This is a genomic window from Pseudomonas mosselii (genome assembly GCF_005796105.1).
GTDB classification, from domain to species: domain Bacteria; phylum Pseudomonadota; class Gammaproteobacteria; order Pseudomonadales; family Pseudomonadaceae; genus Aquipseudomonas; species Aquipseudomonas mosselii_C.
Map to the genome: position 1 here is coordinate 271874 of NZ_VAUO01000001.1, position 18808 is coordinate 290681.

Below are 18808 nucleotides of genomic sequence, written 5' to 3' on the forward strand. Positions count from 1 at the left end.
AATCGAAGCTGCATGATCGCTTTGGCCTGCACTTCAGTCTGGAAGGTTTGAGCAGCGCTTGCGGTAGTCGGCGGGTGTGAGACGGTAGGCGCGACGGAACCAGCGGCCCAAGTGACTCTGGTCAGCGAAGCCCAGGGCCATGGCAACCTCGGCCGGGGTCTCGCCACGGGCCAGGTGTTGCCGCGCGCGGGCCAGGCGCAGTTGGATCAGATAGGCGTGCGGTGCCAGACCGAAGGCCGACTTGAACGCACGGGTCAGGCGGAAACGGTCCACACCGCAGACCTGCGCCAGCGTTTGCAGGTCGATGTCCTGATCAAGGTGAGCGTGCAGGTAGTCGCGGGCCACCTGCGCCGTGAGGGGCAGGCGCGGATCTGGGTCCAGCCGCTTGCGCCATTGCAGGTGCCCGGTCAGGCAGGCCAGCAGGTCGTCCAGGGTGGTCTGGCGGACGATGCGCAGTTCTTGCTCGTGCACGCTCTGGAAGGCCCGTAAGGTGGCCCCGGCCAGCCGCGTGTCGCGGTGCAGGGTGGCCGCAAAGCTGGGCAGCGCATGCGAGGGCGCGTGCTCGAACAGCGCGCGCACCTCGGTTTCCAGCCACTGGCTGTCCAGATACAGGGTCGAGTAGGTGAAGCCCTCGGCGGTTGGCGCCAGGCCATCGTGGAGGTCGCCCGGTTCGAGCAGGAACACCTGGCCGGGCGTGCTTTGCAAGCGTACCCGGCGACAGTTGAACTGCTGTACACCCTGCTCGGTGACGCCGACCAGGAAGGTGTCGTGCCAATGCGGGTCGTAGGCGTGGCCGGTGAAATGCGCGCGGACCGACTCGATGCCGGTGTCGGCGTCCTGTCTGAGGTCGATCCAGTGGCTCATGGCAATCCGCAGGATGAAGGAAAGGTGCCTACCATAACCCAACCCTGGCTGAGGGTCTGGAACGAATGTGCAACCGTCAGTCGGGCCATGCAACGCTGGATTTTCAGTCTGGTGCTGAAAGTGTTGCTGTGATTTACAGGTTTTTCTTTGCGGTCGGGGCGCTAAGATGCGCGTCATCCACTATCCCAAAGGAGTCACCGTTGATGGACACCGTTGCCCTGGCCAAGCGCCGCTATACCACCAAAGCCTACGATGCCAGCCGACGTATCCCGCAGGCGACTGTCGATGCGTTGCTCGAACAATTGCGTCACAGTCCTTCGTCGGTCAACTCCCAGCCCTGGCACTTCATCGTTGCCGACAGCGCCGAGGGCAAGGCACGCCTGGCCAAGAGCACTGAGCCGGACTTTGCCTACAACACCGCGAAGATCCTCAATGCCTCCCACGTGATCGTGTTCGCTGCGCGCACCGACATGACCGATGCGCACCTGCAAGCAGTGCTTGAGCAGGAAGACCAGGACGGCCGTTTCCGCGACGAACAAGCCAAAGCCACTGGCGATCAAACCCGCCGCTTCTACACCGACCTACACCGCCTGGACAACAAGGACCTGCAGCACTGGATGGAGAAGCAAGTCTATCTGGCCCTGGGCACGGCGCTGCTGGGCGCAGCGGCCTACGGGTTGGACGCGACGCCCATCGAGGGTTTCGACAGCAAGGTGATGGACGCCGAACTGGGCCTGCGTGAGCGCGGCTTCACCAGTGTGGTGGTGCTCGCCTTGGGCTACCGCAGTGAAGATGACTTCAATGCAGGCCTGGGCAAGTCGCGTCTGCCGGCGCAGCAGGTGTTCACCTTCCTTTGACCGCGTTCACCGCGAGCAGGCCTCGCCCCGTGTCACGTGTGCCCTAGGCGAGCCTGCTCACCACAGCGTCAGTGCCGCTGCGCCAATGACCTGCCTGAATACCGCGATGGCGCGTTCTACCTCTTGCTCTTGGGTATAGCGCCCAAGGCTCAGGCGTACGCTATTTCGCGCCTGCTGCTCGTCCAGGCCCAGGGCAAGCAGCACGTGGGAGGCTGCGTTGCTCGCCGAGTTGCAGGCCGAGGTGCTCGACAGGGCCAGCTCGCTGGCCAAGGCCAGGCTGTTGAAGCCTTTGCTGTCGATGCACAGGTTTAGGGTGTGCGGGATACGTTGGACGGGGCAGCCATTCAGGCGTACGCCCGGCAATGCCAGCAGACCGTCGCGCAGGCGTGCCGAAAGCCGCTCGATACGCTGGTATTCGGCATCGCCTGGCCGGCCGGCGAGGGCGAACGCGCTGCCCATGCCGGCGATCTGGTGGGTCGCCAGGGTACCGGAGCGCAGGCCCTGTTCATGGCCGCCGCCGTGCATCTGCGCGCGTAACACCTCGCGTGCACGCGGGCCGACATAGAGCGCGCCAATGCCTTTGGGGCCGTAGACCTTGTGGGCCGAGAACGACATCAAATCCACGGCTTGGTGGGCCAGGTCGAGGGTGACCTTGCCTATCGCCTGTGCGGCATCGACATGCAGCAGCGCGCCGTGCGCGCGCACCCGTTTGCCGATGTCGACGAAGTCGGTGACAGTCCCCAGTTCGTTGTTCACAGCCATCAGCGACACCAGGCGAGTGTTGGTACGCAATGCCGCTTGGACGGCGTCGGGCTGGATCAGGCCGTGGGTGTCGGGTTCGAGGCGGGTGATTACCCAGCCCTGGCGTTCCAGTTCGGCGGCGGTGTCGAGCACGGCTTTGTGCTCCAACTGGCTGGTGATCAGGTGTGCGGGCTGCCCTGCGCCTTGGGCGATGCCCTTGAGCGCCAGGTTGTTGGATTCAGTCGCGCCAGAGGTCCATACCAGCGTGTCGGCGTGTGCGCCGAGGTGCTCGGCAACTTGCTGGCGAGCCTGATCGACTGCCGCGCGGGCGGCTTGGCCATAGGCATGGCCGCTGGAAGCGGGGTTGCCGAAGGTGGCCTCGCGGCCAAGACACGCGAGCATGGTTTCAATGACTCGGTCGTCAACCGGCGTGGTGGCGGCATAATCGAAGTAGAGCGGGGCGGTGGTCATGATCGGGCGCTTGTCCGTGCAGGGACGCCGGTGTTCGGCATCCATGAACCGCATGCTACGGGGAGGCTGCGGCGAAGGTTTTCTCTTCTTACCGCAACGCTCGCGCTTTGTAGAAATAACCTTTCGCCATGAGCTTATGACGGAGAAAAAATTTCTCCGCATGCCGACAACCTGTGCATCTAGCCTTGGGCCAGGTGCTGCGCACCACGACTCCTCAGGCGTTTTCCAGCGCTTGCTGCTCCTCGGCCGCGACCCGTTCGCACAATTCGATGATCTGCTCGCGCATCCAGCGATTGGCCGGATCCTGGTCGGTGCTTTCGTGCCAGTACAGATGGGTCTCCAGCGCCGGTACTTCCACCGGCAGTGGTTGGTAGCGCAGTTGATGACGGCGGGCGAAGCGCTCGGGTACGGTCATGACCATGTCGGTTTGCTGCAATACCTGAGAGGCCATCAGGTAGTGCTGCGAACGCAGCGCCACGCGCCGTTGCACGCCCATCTTGCCCAGCGCCAGATCGACATAGCCCAGGCCGTTGCGCCGGCTGGAGATGTGGATATGGGTCATGCTCAGGTAAGTGTCCAGGGTCAGCTTGCTGTCAACCAGTGGATGGCCGGGGCGCATGGCGCAGACGTACTGGTCCTGCATCAGCTTGACGTGACGCACCTGCGGATCGGTATTCAAGGGTGCGTCCACCGCGAAATCCAGGCGTCCGGCGGCCAATTCCTTGGTGGTTTCGCGGCGTTTGCACAGGAAACTCTCGATCACCAAGGCTGGGGCCAGGCGCCGCAGGCGCTGGAACAGCGCCGGTAGGATCACCGCCTCAGTCAGGTCGGTCATGCTGATGCGAAAGGTCTTGCTGGCCTGCTGCGGGTTGAAGATGCGGCTTTCCTGCACCGAGGTGCGCAGCAACGACAGTGCATTGCGCACCGGGCCGATGATGTTCTGTGCCATGGGCGTGGGGACCATGCCTTGGGCGGTGCGCACGAACAGCGGGTCGTTGAAGGTTTCGCGCAGGCGTGACAGGGCGTTGGAGACTGCCGGCTGGGTAATCCCGACGATCTGCCCGGCACGGGTCAGGTTGGCTTCGGTATAGATGGCGTCGAAGACGATGAACAGGTTGAGGTCGACCTTGCTGAGGTTCATGGGCGCCGCTCTTTGTTGGAGTTATGGCGGGATCATATATCGGTTATGAATGTTTATACACGTAGAAAATAGGTTAGGTGGATGAAGGGCAGCTGTTCTAGGCTCTGCCCCATGTTCTTCATTGACGGAAGGTAAGCCCCGATGGATTTCGCCTATTCGCCCAAGGTCCAGGCACTGCGCGAGCGCGTCAGCGCATTCATGGACGCCTACGTGTATCCGGCTGAGCCGGTGTTCGAGCGCCAGGTCGCCGAGGGCGACCGCTGGCAGCCCACCGCGATCATGGAGGAACTCAAGGCCAAGGCCCGCGCCGAGGGGTTGTGGAATCTGTTTCTGCCGGAGTCCGAGTACGGTGCCGGGCTGAGCAACCTGGAATACGCCCCCTTGGCCGAGATCATGGGCCGTTCGCTGCTGGGGCCGGAACCGTTCAACTGCTCGGCGCCGGACACCGGCAACATGGAGGTGCTGGTGCGCTACGGCAGCCAGGCGCAGAAACGTCAGTGGCTGGAGCCGTTGCTGCGCGGCGAGATTCGCTCGGCGTTCGCCATGACCGAGCCGGACGTCGCGTCCTCAGACGCCACCAACATGGCCGCCACCGCCGTGCGTGATGGCGACCAGTGGGTGATCAATGGCCGCAAGTGGTGGACCTCGGGCGCCTGCGATCCGCGCTGCAAAGTGATGATCTTCATGGGCCTGTCCAACCCCGATGGCGCGCGTCACGAGCAGCATTCGATGGTGTTGGTGCCCGTTGATACCCCGGGCGTGAAGATCGTCCGGCCCCTGCCAGTGTTTGGTTACGACGATGCACCGCATGGCCACGCGGAGGTGCTGTTCGAGAACGTGCGGGTGCCTTACGAGAATGTGCTTCTGGGGGAGGGGCGCGGTTTCGAGATTGCCCAAGGGCGTCTTGGGCCGGGGCGTATCCACCACTGCATGCGCTCGATCGGCATGGCCGAGCGTGCCCTGGAGCTGATGTGCAAACGCTCGGTGCAGCGAACGGCGTTCGGCAAGCCGCTGGCGCGCCTGGGCGGCAATGTCGACAAGATTGCCGATTCGCGCATGGAGATCGACATGGCCCGGCTGCTGACGCTGAAGGCGGCGTACATGATGGACACCGTAGGCAACAAGGTAGCGCGTAGCGAGATCGCGCAGATCAAGGTGGTGGCGCCCAACGTGGCGTTGAAGGTAATCGACCGGGCGATCCAGATTCATGGCGGGGCAGGGGTCAGCGGCGACTTCCCGCTGGCCTACATGTACGCGATGCAGCGCACGCTGCGCCTGGCCGACGGGCCGGACGAAGTGCACCGTGCGGCGATTGGCAAGTATGAGATTGGCAAGTACGTGCCCAAGGAGATGCTGCGTAGCGGGCGATGAGCGCAGGTCGCGCTTGGCGCGATGACCGCAGCCCCTGGAGGCGCGGCTTGAGCCGCGAATACCGGCAACGCCGGTGTCATCCCCCGCGTATCAGGTGTGGTCTGCATCGCTGACACTAACTGATGCTGGCCGTCGCTGGCTCACTGCGAAGGGCGATCCAGGCCAGAGCAGCGATCCAGGCGACGGACACGCCGTAATTGAGTCGCTGGTACAGGCAAAGGCAGCGAAAGCGTGGTGCGTAGCCAGGTTGGAACTTTGTTCATCAGCGGTGCTTCCTTGATAGCTGAGTCGAGGGTCTCTTGGTGGGGCCGTCTGTGAGAAAAGGCATTCTCCAAGAATACGCCAGAAACAATAAACCTCGAGTAATCAAGTCGTTGCCCTGGTAGGTAGGGCAGCTTGGCAGGCGGTGGGCACGCTCGCCATGGAGCAGAGGAGCGCCTTGCGACTGACAGTCGTCGGCCCCAAAACGGACGCATCGAGTACATCGCTTCGCGCAGTGTGCCGAATCATCCGTTGATTACTATTGTTGAAATTTATTCATGGGTAATTGGAAAATTCTCCAAAAATGGGAAATTCGATAAGCAATAAACTGGCAGGCATCTCAACTGGAGTTCCCCATGTCTGCTTACGAGTCACCCGCTTCGCCAGCTTCCGTTGCAAACGGCGCCGGCATCAGCGTCGCGATATTGGCCTTCTCTGCGTTCCTCATCGTCACGACAGAGTTCCTGATTGTCGGACTGCTCCCGAACCTTGCCAGAGACCTTGGCATCTCGATTTCTGTCGCCGGGCAATTGGTCACGCTTTTTGCGTTCACGGTCATGGTCTTTGGCCCGCCGCTGACGGCGGCGCTTTCCCATCTTGATAGAAAAAAACTGTTCATCTCGATCCTGTTGATCTTCGCTGCATCGAATACGCTCGCGGCGGTCTCGAACAACTTCTGGATTCTTGCGGTCGCGCGGGTAGTACCCGCGTTGGCGCTGCCAGTATTTTGGGGAACCGCAAGTGAAACCGCCGGACAACTCGCGGGCCCAGAGCGAGCAGGCCAGGCCATCTCCAGGGTTTACCTGGGTATCTCAGCGGCAATGCTACTCGGCATCCCGCTTGGCACTGTTGTCTCCAATGCCCTTGGCTGGAGAGGGGCCTTCTGGTTGCTCGCGGGGATGTCCTTGATCATGGCTGTGGCGATGTTGGTCTATATGCCGAGTGTTGCCCGTACCGCCAAAGTTGATTTTCTGAAGCAGGCGCGGATATTCAAAGACGCCTATTTCCTCTGCAACGTCCTCCTGTCGATCGTCGTGTTCAGCGCGATGTTCATCGCTTACACCTACTTGGCCGATATCCTTGAACGCGTAGCCGGCGTTGCCCAGGAAAATGTGGGGTGGTGGCTTATGGCATTCGGCGCCATCGGGCTGGTAGGTAACTGGATCGGTGGAAAGGTGGTCGACAAGTCGCCCATTATGGCGACAGGGCTCTTTTTGATCCTCCTTGCTATGGGGATGGCTGCGATCGTGCCCCTCGCGCATGCAGGCTTGCTTTTCTGCGCCGCACTGGGGCTGTGGGGCATTGCAAATACTGCGCTTTATCCGGTGAGCCAGGTGCGGGTCATGAGTTCGGTTTCGCACTCTCAGGCGCTTGCGGGAACCACGAACGTTTCCGCCGCCAACGCGGGTATCGGTATAGGCGCGATTGTTGGCGGCATGACTATTTCACGTCTTGGCGTGGAGTCCCTCGGCTATGTTGCAGCCGCAGTGGCGGTGCTCGCTTTAGTGCTTGTTCCGGTGGTTCGTAACTTGGCACCGAAGTAAAAATTCAAGCGCATACAGGCGCTTGAGCGCAGACGCGGAGCAGCTGCGAGTCAGACCGCTGCTGCGCGTTGCTGCTAGCGTTCTACGCATCCACAGACTTCGTGCCATGTGCGCTCAAGCGGGGAAGCAGGTAGTCCAGTATTGCGCGAACTTTGGGAAGCCCTTCGCGGCTTTTCAGCCATACCAGATTCATCGGCAGGCCATCGGTCGCCAGATCAGGCAACACCTCGACCAAAGCGCCAGAGTCTACGTGTCGCTGAGTCAGCCAGGTGGGTAACTGACCGATCCCGTGCCCTGCCAACACTGCTGCGACTTCCCCCTCTCCATCGCCAACAGCAATACGTGGTTGCAAGGTTCGACGTTCCATCTCCCCCGAATGGCGGCCCTTGAAGAACCAGGCATTGACCGTTCCATCGCTATGCCCATAACCAACACAATGGTGATGTTCGAGTTCGCGTTCGTTCTGCGGGGTGCCGTTGCGCTCCAGGTACTGAGGGGAGGCGCAGAAGATAAGGCGCTGCGCACCAAAATACTGGTGCCCCAGATTCGATGGCCACGCGTCAGGCCCGCCAATGCGAACGACTATGTCGATACCCTCGTACGCCGGATCGATAAAGCGATCCGTGAACGATATGTGGGGTTGAAGCCTGGGATGCAGTCGCAAGAAATCCATGAGCAACGGGAGCACATGTAGCCTTCCGTAGGAGGCTGGAAGATCTATACGAACCTTGCCGTGAGGCTCATTGCCTTCAGCCACGATGGCATGCTCTACCTCTTCCAGATCCGCCAGAACGGATGTGCAGGTTCTGTAGAACACAACACCGGCATCCGTGAGTGACAACGTGCGGGTCGTACGATTGAAAAGCCGTGCTCCGAGACGAGCCTCTAGACGTGCCACGCTCTTGCTCACTGCCGAACTTGTCAAATTCAGCCTTTCAGCAGCCGCAGTGAAGCTCCCAAAGTCAGCAACAGCAACGAATACATCGATGCCTTTGAGCCGCTCGGATGAGAACATCGAAAGCCTCCATTGATGAAATTCAATCAGCTTACTTGGTAATAAATAACGAAGGTATGCCTTAAATTCACCAATGGGATAGATCACTGCGATGCGTTGGGTTTTACTGCATATCGGGCAGTCCAGTATGAAGGACCTTGCTGTATCTATTCGCCAATTTCGATCCCGCATGAACGGACGAATTTGCTGTTTGGCCACCGGCAGCACAATGGGCCGCCAAGCGGCCCATCGGCTTCATCCTCTCACTGCAAATGCACTTTCAACTCCCCAGCCGCCTGGCGCATCGCGGCCTGCACGGCCGGCACCTGGTTCAACGGGTTGAGCAGCCCGTAGTCGTGGATCATGCCGTTGTAGCGCACCGCAGTCACCGTCACGCCGGCTGCGTTAAGGTTGCGGGCATAGGCTTCGCCTTCGTCACGCAGCACATCGAATTCGGCCGTCTGCACCAGCGCAGGTGGCAGGCCCTTGAGCTGTTCGGGGGTTGCCCGCAGTGGCGATGCGTAGATCTGGCTGCGCTCGCTTGCGTCGGTGGTGTAGCTGTCCCAGAACCATTTCATCATGGCGGTGGTCAGGAAGTGCCCTTCGGCGAACTGCTTGTACGAGGCGGTCTCGAAGCTGGCATCGGTCACCGGCCACAGCAGCAGTTGGAAGCGCAGTTGCGGTGTGCCGGCCTGTTTGGCCTTGAGCGCTACTACCGCCGCCATGTTGCCGCCGACACTGTTGCCAGCCACCGCCAGGCGGCTGCTGTCCACGCCGATCTGCTTGCCGTGCTCGGCGACCCAGCGCGTGGCGGCGTACGCCTGGTTTATGGCGGTGGGGTAGTGCGCCTCGGGCGATGGGGTGTAGTCGACGTAGACCGCTACCGCACCGGAACCGACCACCAGGTCGCGGATCAGGCGCTGGTGAGTGGGGAAGTCGCCAAGTACCCAGCCACCGCCGTGGAAGAACATGAACACCGGCAGATCCCCTTTGACCTTGGCCGGGCGCACGATGGTCAGCTTCAGCGCTTGGCCGTCGGCCTGGACAGTCCGTTGGCTGACTTCGATACCTGACAGGTCGACTTTCACCGAGCCCTGGGCTCCGGTCAGCACGGCGCGAGCGTCTTTCGGGCTGAGTTGTTCGAGCGGCTTGCCGTCGCCCTGGGCGAGGGCGTCGAGGAAGGCTTGGGTGTGCTGTTCGACGCCTGGGCTGCCAGCGGCGAAGGCGCTGCTGACCGAGAGGGCGAGGAGGCTGGTAGCGAGGGTCTTGCGGACAATGTTCATGGGCGGATCCTTTGCTGTCTGAGTGTTGGAGTGGGCGTCTTGCCTGGCCTTTGTGGCCATCGCAGCGACCTGTTTGCAGATTAAGCAGGTGCCTTTGATGGAAAAAGCGGCTATAACGCGTTTGACTGTCAATCAGAGCGTGACAATGAACCCCTACGAAGACATGCGAATCTTTGCCCAGGTGATGGAGGCCGGCAGTTTCACCGCCGCCGCCGAGCGTCTGGGGCTGTCCAAACAGTTCGTCAGCAGGCGTGTGATGCAGTTGGAAGCGCGTCTTGGCGTGCGCTTGCTCAACCGTTCTACCCGGCGACTAGATGCCACCCCCCTGGGCGAGCGTTACTATCAGAATGGGCTGCGCCTGTTGGGTGAGGTGCAACTGCTGGAGCAGGACATCAGTGGGCAGACCCTGGAACTGCGTGGCACCTTGCGTTTGAGCGCACCGCTGTCATTCGCCATTGCGCACTTGGGCTGCCTGTTGACCGAGTTCTTGCAATGCCATCCTGGGGTGGATGTGGAAGTGGACTTGAGCGACCGCGCCGTGGACCTGATCGGCGAAGGCTACGACTTGGCCCTGCGCATTGGCACGCTGGAGGACTCAAGCCTGGTGGCACGGCGCATTGCGGCCGTGGAGCGGGTGTACTGCGCCAGCCCCGGTTACCTGGCGGCGCGTGGTACGCCGCAGGTGCCGGCGCAACTGCGCGGGCACGATTGCTTGCCTTACGGGCATGCACGGCAGGTGCAGTGGCAGTTCAAGGGGGAGGGCAAGGCCAGCAGCATCGCGGTGAGCGGGCGTATGCGCGCCAACAACGGCGAAATGCTCAGGGACGCGGCGGTGGCGGGGATGGGGATTACCTACCTGCCGACATTCATCATCGGTGAGGCCCTTGAACAAGGGCGGCTGGTGCCGGTGTTGGAGGATTGGACGCTGCCAGCACTGCAGTTGTCGGCGGTGTATCCGCAGCACCGGCAGGTGGCCCGACCGGTGCAAGTGTTCGTGGCGTTTCTGCGCGAACGGCTGGCGAGGTTGTAACGGTGTCAAAGGCCGTCACGCTGCCAAGCGTTTGGGCGTTGCAAGGAGGCCCTAGGCCAGCTTGAACACGTGCTTGAGGTAGGCCACGAAGTTCTCGTCACGACACTGGGTCTTGCCGGGGCTATCGGAAATCTTCGCCACCGGCGCGCCATTACAGGCGGTCATCTTGATCACCATGTTCATCGGCTTGACCCCGGGGATGTCGCAGGTGAGGTGTGTGCCGATGCCGAAACTCACGTGGATTCGCCCGTGCAGCGCCCGATACAGTTCGAGCATCTTGGGGAAGTCCAGGCCATCGGAGAAGATCAGCGTCTTGCTCTGTGGGTCGATGCCTAGGCGTTCATAGTGGGCAATGGCCTTCTCGGCCCAGGCCAGCGGCTCGCCCGAGTCGTGGCGCAGGCCGTCGAAGAGCTTGGCGAAGTACAGATCGAAGTCTTTCATGAACGCGTCCATGCCGATGCAGTCGGTCAGGGCGATGCCCAGCAGCCCTCGGTATTCGCGCACCCAGCACTCCAGCGCGGCTGTCTGGCTGTCGACCAGCCGCGGGCCGAGTTGCTGGTGCGCCATGAACCACTCGTGGGCCATTGTGCCGATGGGCTTGAGGTCGTATTCGCGGGCCAGGTGTACGTTACTGGTGCCCACGAAGCGGCCGGGGAAATCGCGCTTGAGGATGTGCACCACTTCTTCCTGCACCCGGTATGAGAAGCGCCGCCGCGTACCGAAGTCAGCCAGTTGCAGGGCGGCGAGTTCATCGACGCTGGCCTCGGCCTTGAGCCAGTCGAGCTTCTGGTACAGGCGCTCACCGACCTGCTCGATCACCACCTCGCGGTGGCGATAGCGGTTGCGTACCTCGCTGATGATCGCCAGCAGCGGAATCTCGAACAGAATCACATGCAGCCACGGCCCGCGCACACTGATCGCCAGCTGGCCGGCGTCGTCCAGCCCTACGTGGACGTAGCGCAGGTTGAAGCGGAACAGGCTGAGAAAGCGTATGAAGTCCGGCTTGATGAACGGGATTTTCTCCAGATACGCCAGTTGGTCGAGGGTCACCGAGACTTCGCCAAGTTGCTCGACCTGATAGCGGATCTCAGCCAGGTAAGGTGACAAGTCCTCGTCGTTGCGGCAGCGGAATTCCCACTCCACTTCGGCGTTGGGGTAGTTGTGCAGCACCGCCTGCATCATGGTGATTTTGTAGAAGTCGGTGTCCAGCAAGTTCTGGACGATCCGGGGGCCGAATACGCTGTCGCTCATGGGCGGGCCTCCTGAAGGGCGCTGAGTTGGGTATCCAGTGCCTGTTCATCGGCACACAGTACGATTCCGGCGGCCTGCATGGCTGTGCAGGCGCTGCGCGCACCTTCGGCGCTCAGGGCGCGGCAGGCGGGCAGGTAGAGCAGCACGTCGAAACCAGCACGGCGCAATTGCAGGGCTGTGGTGCGCACGCAATAGTCCAGGGCCAGGCCCCCGACGATCACCGCCTGCACCTGTTGCACCTTGAGGTATTCGATTGCGCCGGTGGAGCGGCGTTCGGCTAGGTCGTGGTAGCAAGCGCCGTAGGGGTGCAGGTCGGGCTCGATGCCTTTCCAGACGAAATAGTCGTAGTCGATGGGAGCGGGCAGGCCGGGCAGCAACTCGAAGCCGGGGGTGCCGGGAACGCAGTGGCTGACCCAGGTCAGGTCGGCATTGGCCAGGGCCAGCGGCTTTAGCATCTGCGTGTGCTCGGCCACGACCCAGGCGGCATTGGCCGGGTGGGCGTCCTTGCTGCCCAGGCGCAGGCTGGCGCGGCGGGCCATGGCGTTGAGTGCCGGGGCGATCTGCTCGCCACCGGGCACTGGCAACTCGTGGGCGGCATTGGAGGTGAAGCCGTTCTGGGCGTCGACATCGAAGCTTGCGATTTTCATCTGGGGCGTCTCCTCGGCTGGAATGGCTATATATTTCATCTGGTGAATTAAGTATGTCAAGGCTTATTTAGTATCTTATTTAGCGCTTGCGTTACTTAATTGCCCTGGTGGAATATGCGCATATTGAGCAGCGGAGCCCTGAAGTGAACACAGCAGAAGTCCTGGCCAGCGTGGATATTGTCGCGCTGCGCCTGTCACCTGAGTCGCAACGTCTGCAAGTGCTGTTGCACAAGCGTGAGCGTGACCCGCATGCCGGGCAGTGGGCCTTGCCAGGCGTCATCGTCAATGGCCGTACCCCGGACAATAGCCTGGATGCCGCCGCCGAGCGGGCGTTGGCCGAGAAGGCTAGGGTGCGGCCACGGCATCTGGAGCAGGTGGGGACCGAGGGCAATGCCTTTCGCGATCCGCGCGGCTGGTCTTTGAGCACCTACTACTTGGCCTTGCTCGATCCCAGTGTCGAGGTCAGCGAGCCATCGTTGGCCTTTCACGATCTGGACAACCTGTTGAACCGTCGGGTGCTGCTGCCGTTCGATCATGGCCTGCTGGTGGAGCGCGCGGTCGAGCGCCTGGCGGCCAAGAGCCTGTACACCAATCTGCCGTTGTACCTGGCGCCGGAGCGCTTCACCGTGCTCGATGCCCTGGCGGCGATGCAGGCGTGCCTGGGTCAGGTGGTCAACAACACCTCGGTGCGCAAGCGCCTGGAGCGCATGAAGAACGAAGGTTGGGTGCAAGATACCGGTGAGAAGCACCAACCGCGCCTGGGCCGCCCGCAGCAGCTGTATCGGCATACCCCCCAGCAAGTGCGGGGCTTCATGTTCGACCGCAGCCTGTTGGCGGGCGGCTGACTCAACACGGACCTATACGGCCGTGCTCAGGCATGCGTTGGCTGCGAGTCGAGCGCGGCTTCGACGATCTCGATCCAATGGCGTACCGGCGTACGCCCGGCGCCGTCAAGGTGGAGTTGGCAACCGATGTTGGCGGTGGCAATGAGTTCGGGGTGGCCACTCTCCAAGGCGCTGAGGCGGTTGTCGCGCAGGGTACGCGAGAGTTCAGGCTGGGTCAGTGAGTAAGTGCCTGCCGAGCCACAGCACAGGTGGCCGTCAGGCACGTCGGTGAGGTGAAAGCCCAGGCGGGTCAGCAGGTGTTCCACGGCGCCGGCAAGTTTCAATGCGTGTTGCAGGGTGCACGGGCAGTGGAACGCCAGGCGCTGTTCTGCGCACAGGCCGAGACGTTCGAGCGGCTCGGCCTGTAGCACCTGCACCAGGTCACGGGCCAGCGCGCTGACCCGAGCGGCCTTGGCCGCGTAAAGCGGGTCGCGTTCGAGCAGGTGGGCGTAGTCACGCACGAAGGCGCCACAGCCACTGGCGGTCTGCACGATCGCTTCGGCACCGGCTTCGATGGCTGGCCACCAGGCGTCGATATTGAGTCGGGCCCGTTGCAGGCCTTGCTCCTGGGCATCCAGGTGATAGTCCAGGGCACCGCAACAGCCCGCTTCTCGGATCGGCTCGACACTGATCCCCAGACGATCCAGCAAACGCGCGGCAGCCGCGTTAGTGTTCGGCGACAGGGCCTGTTGCACGCAACCTTCGAGCATCAGAATGCGCCGTGGATGACGCGGCGCGGGGCGTTGGCCTGGATCGCTTTGGGTCGCCGCGAGCGTGTCCTTCAGGCGACCTGGCAACCATGCGTGCAAGACCCGGCCGGTGTGCGCCAGGGCTTTGAATGCGCGCGGATGCGCCAGTACCGTGCGCAGCCCGTTGCGCAGCAGACGCTGGCCAAGTGGACGCTGTACCTGGCGCGCGACCACGGCGCGGCCGATGTCCAGCAGGTCGTGGTAGCGGACCCCGGAGGGGCATGTGGTTTCGCAGTTGCGGCAGCTCAGGCAACGATCCAGGTGCAGTTGGGTGCTGGCGGTGACCGGCTCGCCTTCGAGCACCTGCTTGATCAGGTAGATACGCCCGCGCGGGCCGTCCAGCTCGTCGCCGAGTACCTGATAGGTGGGGCAGGTGGCCGTGCAGAAACCGCAGTGCACGCAGGCGCGCAGTATGCTTTCGGCCTCTTCGCCGCGTGGCAGTTGCTTGGCGATGTCGCTCAGGTGGGTTTGCATGGCGTGGCCTCAGAGGTCTGGGTACAGGCGGCCAGGGTTGAAGATGCCCTGGGGATCGAGTTGGCGTTTGAGCGCCTGGTGATAGCGCATCAGCGCGGCGGGCAGCGGGGCGCTGCTCTGCGTGCCGGGTGCGTAGGCCGTGGCGTGGCCGCCGAGCCTGGCGACCAGCTCGCGAATCTGCGATGCCGGAGCCTCGGACTTGAGCCAGCGCTGGGCGCCGCCCCAGTCGAGCAGTTGTTGTCCGGGCAGCGCCAGCGGGCCGCAGGCGAGCGGCAGCGACACGCGCCAAAGCGGCGCGGCGCCTTCGAAAAACGCCAGGCGCTGCTCGCGCAGATCGAGCCAGAAGTGGCTGTCCACCGGCTCCCCACCCAGCCGCTCACGGGCTGAACGAACCGAACCTGCGCCACCTTCCAGGCGCAGGTACAGGGCTTGGCCGTCATGGCAGGCAGCGCTGATCGGTAGCGCTTGCTGGCCCCACTCGGCCAGCGCGGCCAAGGCTTGATGATCCGCCATTGCCAGGCGCAGGCTCAGGCACTCACGGGGCCGTGGTAGCACTTTGATTGACACTTCGGTGAGCAGCCCCAGGCAGCCGAAACTGCCGACCATCAGCCGCGACACATCGTAGCCCGCTACGTTTTTCATCACCTGGCCGCCAAAGCGCAGCAGTTTGCCGTGGCCGGTGATCATCCGGGTGCCCAGGACGTGATCGCGCACGGCACCGGCCCATGGACGACGCGGGCCGGACAGTCCAGCGGCGACCATGCCGCCGAGCGTTGCACCCGGCCCCAGGTGGGGCGGCTCGCAGGCCAGCATTTGCCCGGCTGCGTGCAATACGGCCTCGATGTCTTGCAGCGGTGTACCAGCGCGTGCAGTCAGTACCAGTTCGGAGGGATCGTAGCTGACGATGCCGGTGTGCCTGCGGGTATCGAGGGTCTGGCCGAGTACCGGGCAGCCAAGCATGGCCTTGCTGTTGCCGCCTTGGATGATGAGCGGGGTGCCTTGTTCGAGCGCTTGATTGACCTGCTCCAGCAGGTCCTGGCTGATATCGGCGCTCATCAGAAGCGCTCCAGGTCAGGAAACGGCAGTTGGCCATGGTGCACGTGCAGGGCGCCGAACTCGGCGCAGCGTTGCAGGGTCGGGATGTTCTTGCCTGGGTTGAGCAGGCCCAGGGGGTCGAAGGCTGCCTTGATGGCATGGAACAGGCTGATTTCGTCGCGGTTGAACTGCGCGCACATTTGGTTGATCTTCTCGCGGCCCACACCATGCTCCCCGGTGATGCTGCCACCGACTGCCACGCAGAGCTCGAGGATCTTGCCGCCGACGACCTCGGCACGCTCCAGTTCCCCCGGTAGGTTGGCGTCGAACAGGATCAACGGGTGCAGGTTGCCGTCACCGGCATGGAACACGTTGGCTACCCGCAAGCCAAATGCGCCTGACAGTGCCTGAATACCTTGCAGCACCCGTGGCAGTTCGCGGCGGGGAATGGTGCCGTCCATGCAGTAGTAGTCCGGCGAAAGGCGCCCCACGGCGGGGAAGGCGTTCTTGCGTCCGGCCCAAAAGCGCATCCGCTCGGCCTCGTCACAGGCCAGCCTCACCTCGCGCGCGCCAGCCGCCATGAGCAGCGCCTCGACCCGCTCGCAATCCTCCTGCACGTCGGCTTCCACGCCGTCCAGCTCGCACAGCAGGATCGCGGCGGCGTCCACGGGGTAGCCGGCGTGGATGAAGTCTTCGGCGGCGCGTATCGCCAGGTTGTCCATCATTTCCAGCCCGCCAGGGATGATCCCGGCCTTGATGATCTCGGCCACCGCGCGCCCGGCGTCTTGCGCGTTTTCGAAGCTTGCCAGCAAGACCCGCGCCACCTGGGGCTTAGGCAGCAGCTTGACGGTGACTTCGGTGACGATACCGAGCATACCTTCGGAGCCTGTGAACAGTGCCAGCAGGTCGAAGCCTGGACTGTCCAGGGCGTCGCTGCCGAGCACCAGTTGCTCGCCTTCGATGGTGAGGATCTCGATCTTGAGCAGGTTGTGCACGGTCAGACCGTACTTGAGGCAATGCACGCCGCCGGCGTTTTCGGCGACATTGCCGCCGATGGAGCAAGCGATCTGCGAAGAAGGGTCGGGGGCGTAATACAGCCCGTGGGGCGCTGCTGCCTGCGAAATGGCCAGGTTGCGCACGCCAGGCTGCACGCGCGCGTAGCGGCCTTGCGGGTTGATCTCAAGGATGCGGTTGAAGCGCGCCATCACCAGCAGGATGCCCTGGCTCAGGGGCAGTGCGCCGCCAGAAAGCCCGGTGCCGGCCCCGCGCGCCACCACTGGCACACCGCGCTGGTGGCACAGTCGCAGCAGGGTCTGCACCTGTTCCATGCGTTCGGGCAGCACGACCAGCAACGGCATCGTGCGGTAGGCCGACAGCCCGTCGCATTCGTAGGGCTTGAGGTCTTCACTGCGGTGCACAATGGCAAGGTCGGGCAGGGCCGCACGCAGGGCCGCGAGCAGAGCGGCCTTGTCCACGTTGGGCAGCGGGCCGTCGAGGACTGAGTCGTAGAGGATGTTCATGCGGCTCCTGGGTGAATGCTGATGGTTGTCCGGTAACACGCGCACCTATGCAGCGTAGACCTACGCGCAGCAATCCCTCAGCATCGGCACCCGAACAAACCGGATTTTGGGTTCTTCATGAAAAAACTCGTACGCATGGACGATCTGCAGGTCTTCGTCAGTACCGTCGACAGCGGCAGCTTCTCAGCCGCCGCGCGGCAGTTGGATATCTCGCCGGCCTTGGCCAGTGCCGCCGTACTGCGTCTGGAGCGTAACCTGGGGATCCGTCTGCTGGTGCGCTCGACCCGGCGCCTGCGCCTTTCGGACGAGGGACTGCGTTATCTGCCCTACGCGCGGCAGGCGCTCGAAGCGCTGGATGACGGTGAGGCGGCACTGGAGCAGGGCCGGGATGAGATCGCCGGTCCCTTACGTCTGGCCCTGTCCTCGGACCTGGGGCGCAACGTCCTGTTGCCGTGGCTGGACGAGTTCCAGGCGCGCCATCCCAGGATCATCCTCGACCTGCGCCTGAGCGATCAGGTGGCAGACCTGTTCGGCGACCGCCTGGATGCGAGCATTCGCTATGGCCAGTTGGCCGACTCCAGCTTGGTGGCGTTGCCGCTGCTGCCGGACAACCGCCGTACCCTGTGCGCTGCACCGTCCTACATCGCCCGCCATGGTGCGCCGCGCACGCCGCAGGAACTGATCGGGCGCAACTGCCTGCGTTATGTGATGGGCGAGCAGACCCACGACCGTTGGGGCTTTCTGACACCCGATGGCTTGCAGACGGTGGTGGTCAATGGCGACCGTGTCTGTGACGATGCCGATGTGGTGCGGCGTTGGGCGCTGGCCGGGCTGGGAGTGGTCTACAAGTCGCGCCTGGATGTACTCGAGGATCTGCGCAGCGGGCGGTTGGTGGAGCTTTTCCCCGCGCAGTACGGACTGCCGGCGCCGTTGCAACTGGTGTGCGTGCACCGCCAGGCGGTGACGCCGGCGCTACAACTGTTGCGGGGTTTCCTGCTCGAACGCTTGTCTGACCTTGGCGCTTGAGCACTGCTAGCGCCAAGGTGCTCAGCGATTCAAATCGACCACCAGGCGCTCACCCAACTGGCTGATGGCAACGCTGCCGAGGTAATTTGGCGCACCTGCGCATTCACGGCGCGCTTGCATTACCATGCCGACTTTTGTCGTTCATCTGCCAGGAGCCCCGCGCATGACTACCCTGCATTTTCGTCAACCCACGCTAGAAGACGCCGAGCGTTGCCACGCAATCGAAATCAGCGCCTATGAGGGTGACGAGGCCGCGACCCTGGAGAAGATCCGCACCCGCATCGCGCAGTACCCGGAGGGTTTCTTGTTGCTGGAGCGCCAGGGCGAGATCATCGGCTTTATCAACAGCGGCTGCGCCTTCACGGTGGAGATGGCCGATGAGGCATTCAAGGAACTGGTCGGGCATGACCCGGCAGCGCCGAACGTGGTGATCATGTCGGTGGTGGTGGATCCCGCGCACCAGGGGCAGGGCTACGCGCGGCGGTTGATGGACGCGTTCATCCAGCGCATGAACGCGCTGCACAAGCAGAGCATCCACCTGATGTGCAAGGAGCAGCACGTCGAGTTGTATCGCCGCATGGGTTACCAGTACGTGCAGCCATCGCCGTCCGAGCATGGCGGGATGGCCTGGCACGAGATGCTCATGCGGCTCTGACCGCCCTCGA

Annotated in this window: 17 protein-coding genes; 7 read left to right on the plus strand and 10 right to left on the minus strand. The window is 63.0% G+C overall.

Annotated features, from left to right (window positions below; translation table 11 throughout):
* Positions 1–33 precede the first annotated feature (33 nt).
* Positions 34–864: an AraC family transcriptional regulator gene (locus tag FEM01_RS01275; RefSeq protein ID WP_138217478.1), complete on the minus strand. Its 831-nt coding sequence runs from the start codon at positions 862–864 to the stop codon at positions 34–36.
* Positions 865–1067: 203 nt separating this feature from the next.
* Between FEM01_RS01275 and nfsB the strand changes: the two genes are divergently transcribed.
* Positions 1068–1721 carry an oxygen-insensitive NAD(P)H nitroreductase gene (gene nfsB / locus FEM01_RS01280; RefSeq protein ID WP_138217479.1) on the plus strand — a complete coding sequence of 218 codons (654 nt, stop codon included), beginning with the start codon at positions 1068–1070 and terminating at the stop codon, positions 1719–1721.
* A 57-nt stretch (positions 1722–1778) separates the two neighbouring features.
* On the opposite strand, the gene FEM01_RS01285 is transcribed toward nfsB, so the two are convergent.
* Entirely contained in the window at positions 1779–2933 is a 1155-nt protein-coding gene (locus FEM01_RS01285) for a cysteine desulfurase family protein (RefSeq protein WP_138217480.1), read from the minus strand.
* Between the two features lie 214 nt (positions 2934–3147).
* The gene (locus FEM01_RS01290; RefSeq protein ID WP_138217481.1) at positions 3148–4074 is read right to left on the minus strand and encodes a LysR family transcriptional regulator; all 927 of its coding nucleotides are present in this window, start codon (positions 4072–4074) and stop codon (positions 3148–3150) included.
* A gap of 141 nt (positions 4075–4215) precedes the next feature.
* On the opposite strand from FEM01_RS01290, the gene FEM01_RS01295 reads away from it, so the two are divergent.
* Together FEM01_RS01295 and FEM01_RS01305 are read left to right on the plus strand one after the other, a co-directional pair.
* On the plus strand, positions 4216–5445 hold the full coding sequence (locus tag FEM01_RS01295) for an acyl-CoA dehydrogenase (RefSeq protein WP_138217482.1): 1230 nt from the start codon (positions 4216–4218) through the stop codon (positions 5443–5445).
* 617 nt (positions 5446–6062) lie between these two features.
* Positions 6063–7250, plus strand: a complete 1188-nt coding sequence (locus FEM01_RS01305) for an MFS transporter (RefSeq protein WP_138217483.1) — start codon at positions 6063–6065, stop codon at positions 7248–7250.
* 82 nt (positions 7251–7332) lie between these two features.
* Here FEM01_RS01305 and FEM01_RS01310 read toward each other — a convergent pair whose 3' ends face one another.
* Complete coding sequence (locus FEM01_RS01310; protein ID WP_138218150.1) at positions 7333–8265, minus strand: LysR family transcriptional regulator; 933 nt, start codon at positions 8263–8265, stop codon at positions 7333–7335.
* A 242-nt stretch (positions 8266–8507) separates the two neighbouring features.
* Positions 8508–9527, minus strand: a complete 1020-nt coding sequence (locus FEM01_RS01315) for an alpha/beta hydrolase (RefSeq protein ID WP_138217484.1) — start codon at positions 9525–9527, stop codon at positions 8508–8510.
* Between the two features lie 145 nt (positions 9528–9672).
* Here FEM01_RS01315 and FEM01_RS01320 point away from each other — a divergent pair, with 145 nt between their 5' ends.
* On the plus strand, positions 9673–10557 hold the full coding sequence (locus FEM01_RS01320; RefSeq protein ID WP_138217485.1) for a LysR family transcriptional regulator: 885 nt from the start codon (positions 9673–9675) through the stop codon (positions 10555–10557).
* A gap of 51 nt (positions 10558–10608) precedes the next feature.
* Here FEM01_RS01320 and pncB read toward each other — a convergent pair whose 3' ends face one another.
* Together pncB and FEM01_RS01330 are read right to left on the minus strand one after the other, a co-directional pair.
* The gene (gene pncB, locus FEM01_RS01325) at positions 10609–11808 is read right to left on the minus strand and encodes a nicotinate phosphoribosyltransferase (RefSeq protein WP_138217486.1); all 1200 of its coding nucleotides are present in this window, start codon (positions 11806–11808) and stop codon (positions 10609–10611) included.
* Positions 11805–12455 (minus strand): nicotinamidase, encoded by a 651-nt coding sequence (locus FEM01_RS01330; RefSeq protein WP_138217487.1) that lies wholly within the window; start codon positions 12453–12455, stop codon positions 11805–11807. Before FEM01_RS01330 ends, pncB begins: the two co-directional genes overlap by 4 nt.
* Before the next feature lie 143 nt (positions 12456–12598).
* Between FEM01_RS01330 and FEM01_RS01335 the strand changes: the two genes are divergently transcribed.
* Positions 12599–13300, plus strand: a complete 702-nt coding sequence (locus FEM01_RS01335) for an NUDIX hydrolase (protein WP_138217488.1) — start codon at positions 12599–12601, stop codon at positions 13298–13300.
* Positions 13301–13326: 26 nt separating this feature from the next.
* Here the strand turns inward: FEM01_RS01335 and glcF are convergent, their stop codons facing one another.
* Genes glcF through glcD form a run of 3 tightly spaced genes read right to left on the minus strand, consistent with a single transcriptional unit; the run spans position 13327 to position 17117 of the window.
* Complete coding sequence (gene glcF, locus FEM01_RS01340) at positions 13327–14562, minus strand: glycolate oxidase subunit GlcF (RefSeq protein WP_138217489.1); 1236 nt, start codon at positions 14560–14562, stop codon at positions 13327–13329.
* 9 nt (positions 14563–14571) lie between these two features.
* Positions 14572–15618 (minus strand): glycolate oxidase subunit GlcE, encoded by a 1047-nt coding sequence (glcE, locus tag FEM01_RS01345; RefSeq protein ID WP_138217490.1) that lies wholly within the window; start codon positions 15616–15618, stop codon positions 14572–14574.
* Complete coding sequence (gene glcD, locus FEM01_RS01350; RefSeq protein WP_138217491.1) at positions 15618–17117, minus strand: glycolate oxidase subunit GlcD; 1500 nt, start codon at positions 17115–17117, stop codon at positions 15618–15620. Before glcD ends, glcE begins: the two co-directional genes overlap by 1 nt.
* Positions 17118–17234: 117 nt before the next feature.
* Between glcD and FEM01_RS01355 the strand changes: the two genes are divergently transcribed.
* Both FEM01_RS01355 and FEM01_RS01360 read left to right on the plus strand, forming a co-directional pair.
* Positions 17235–18143, plus strand: coding sequence for a LysR family transcriptional regulator (locus tag FEM01_RS01355; protein WP_138217492.1), 909 nt, complete (start codon positions 17235–17237; stop codon positions 18141–18143).
* Between the two features lie 163 nt (positions 18144–18306).
* Complete coding sequence (locus FEM01_RS01360) at positions 18307–18798, plus strand: GNAT family N-acetyltransferase (protein ID WP_138217493.1); 492 nt, start codon at positions 18307–18309, stop codon at positions 18796–18798.
* Positions 18799–18808: the final 10 nt, after the last annotated feature.

Coding starts and splice junctions, on each gene's coding strand:
- FEM01_RS01315 (WP_138217484.1), bottom strand. CDS start 9,527: ATGAACATTGTCCGCAAGACCCTCGCTACCAGCCTCCTCGCCCTCTCG.
- FEM01_RS01290 (WP_138217481.1), bottom strand. CDS start 4,074: ATGAACCTCAGCAAGGTCGACCTCAACCTGTTCATCGTCTTCGACGCC.
- FEM01_RS01285 (WP_138217480.1), bottom strand. CDS start 2,933: ATGACCACCGCCCCGCTCTACTTCGATTATGCCGCCACCACGCCGGTT.
- FEM01_RS01320 (WP_138217485.1), top strand. CDS start 9,673: ATGAACCCCTACGAAGACATGCGAATCTTTGCCCAGGTGATGGAGGCC.
- glcD (WP_138217491.1), bottom strand. CDS start 17,117: ATGAACATCCTCTACGACTCAGTCCTCGACGGCCCGCTGCCCAACGTG.
- pncB (WP_138217486.1), bottom strand. CDS start 11,808: ATGAGCGACAGCGTATTCGGCCCCCGGATCGTCCAGAACTTGCTGGAC.
- FEM01_RS01330 (WP_138217487.1), bottom strand. CDS start 12,455: ATGAAAATCGCAAGCTTCGATGTCGACGCCCAGAACGGCTTCACCTCC.
- FEM01_RS01360 (WP_138217493.1), top strand. CDS start 18,307: ATGACTACCCTGCATTTTCGTCAACCCACGCTAGAAGACGCCGAGCGT.
- glcF (WP_138217489.1), bottom strand. CDS start 14,562: ATGCAAACCCACCTGAGCGACATCGCCAAGCAACTGCCACGCGGCGAA.
- glcE (WP_138217490.1), bottom strand. CDS start 15,618: ATGAGCGCCGATATCAGCCAGGACCTGCTGGAGCAGGTCAATCAAGCG.
- nfsB (WP_138217479.1), top strand. CDS start 1,068: ATGGACACCGTTGCCCTGGCCAAGCGCCGCTATACCACCAAAGCCTAC.
- FEM01_RS01275 (WP_138217478.1), bottom strand. CDS start 864: ATGAGCCACTGGATCGACCTCAGACAGGACGCCGACACCGGCATCGAG.
- FEM01_RS01355 (WP_138217492.1), top strand. CDS start 17,235: ATGAAAAAACTCGTACGCATGGACGATCTGCAGGTCTTCGTCAGTACC.
- FEM01_RS01305 (WP_138217483.1), top strand. CDS start 6,063: ATGTCTGCTTACGAGTCACCCGCTTCGCCAGCTTCCGTTGCAAACGGC.
- FEM01_RS01310 (WP_138218150.1), bottom strand. CDS start 8,265: ATGTTCTCATCCGAGCGGCTCAAAGGCATCGATGTATTCGTTGCTGTT.
- FEM01_RS01295 (WP_138217482.1), top strand. CDS start 4,216: ATGGATTTCGCCTATTCGCCCAAGGTCCAGGCACTGCGCGAGCGCGTC.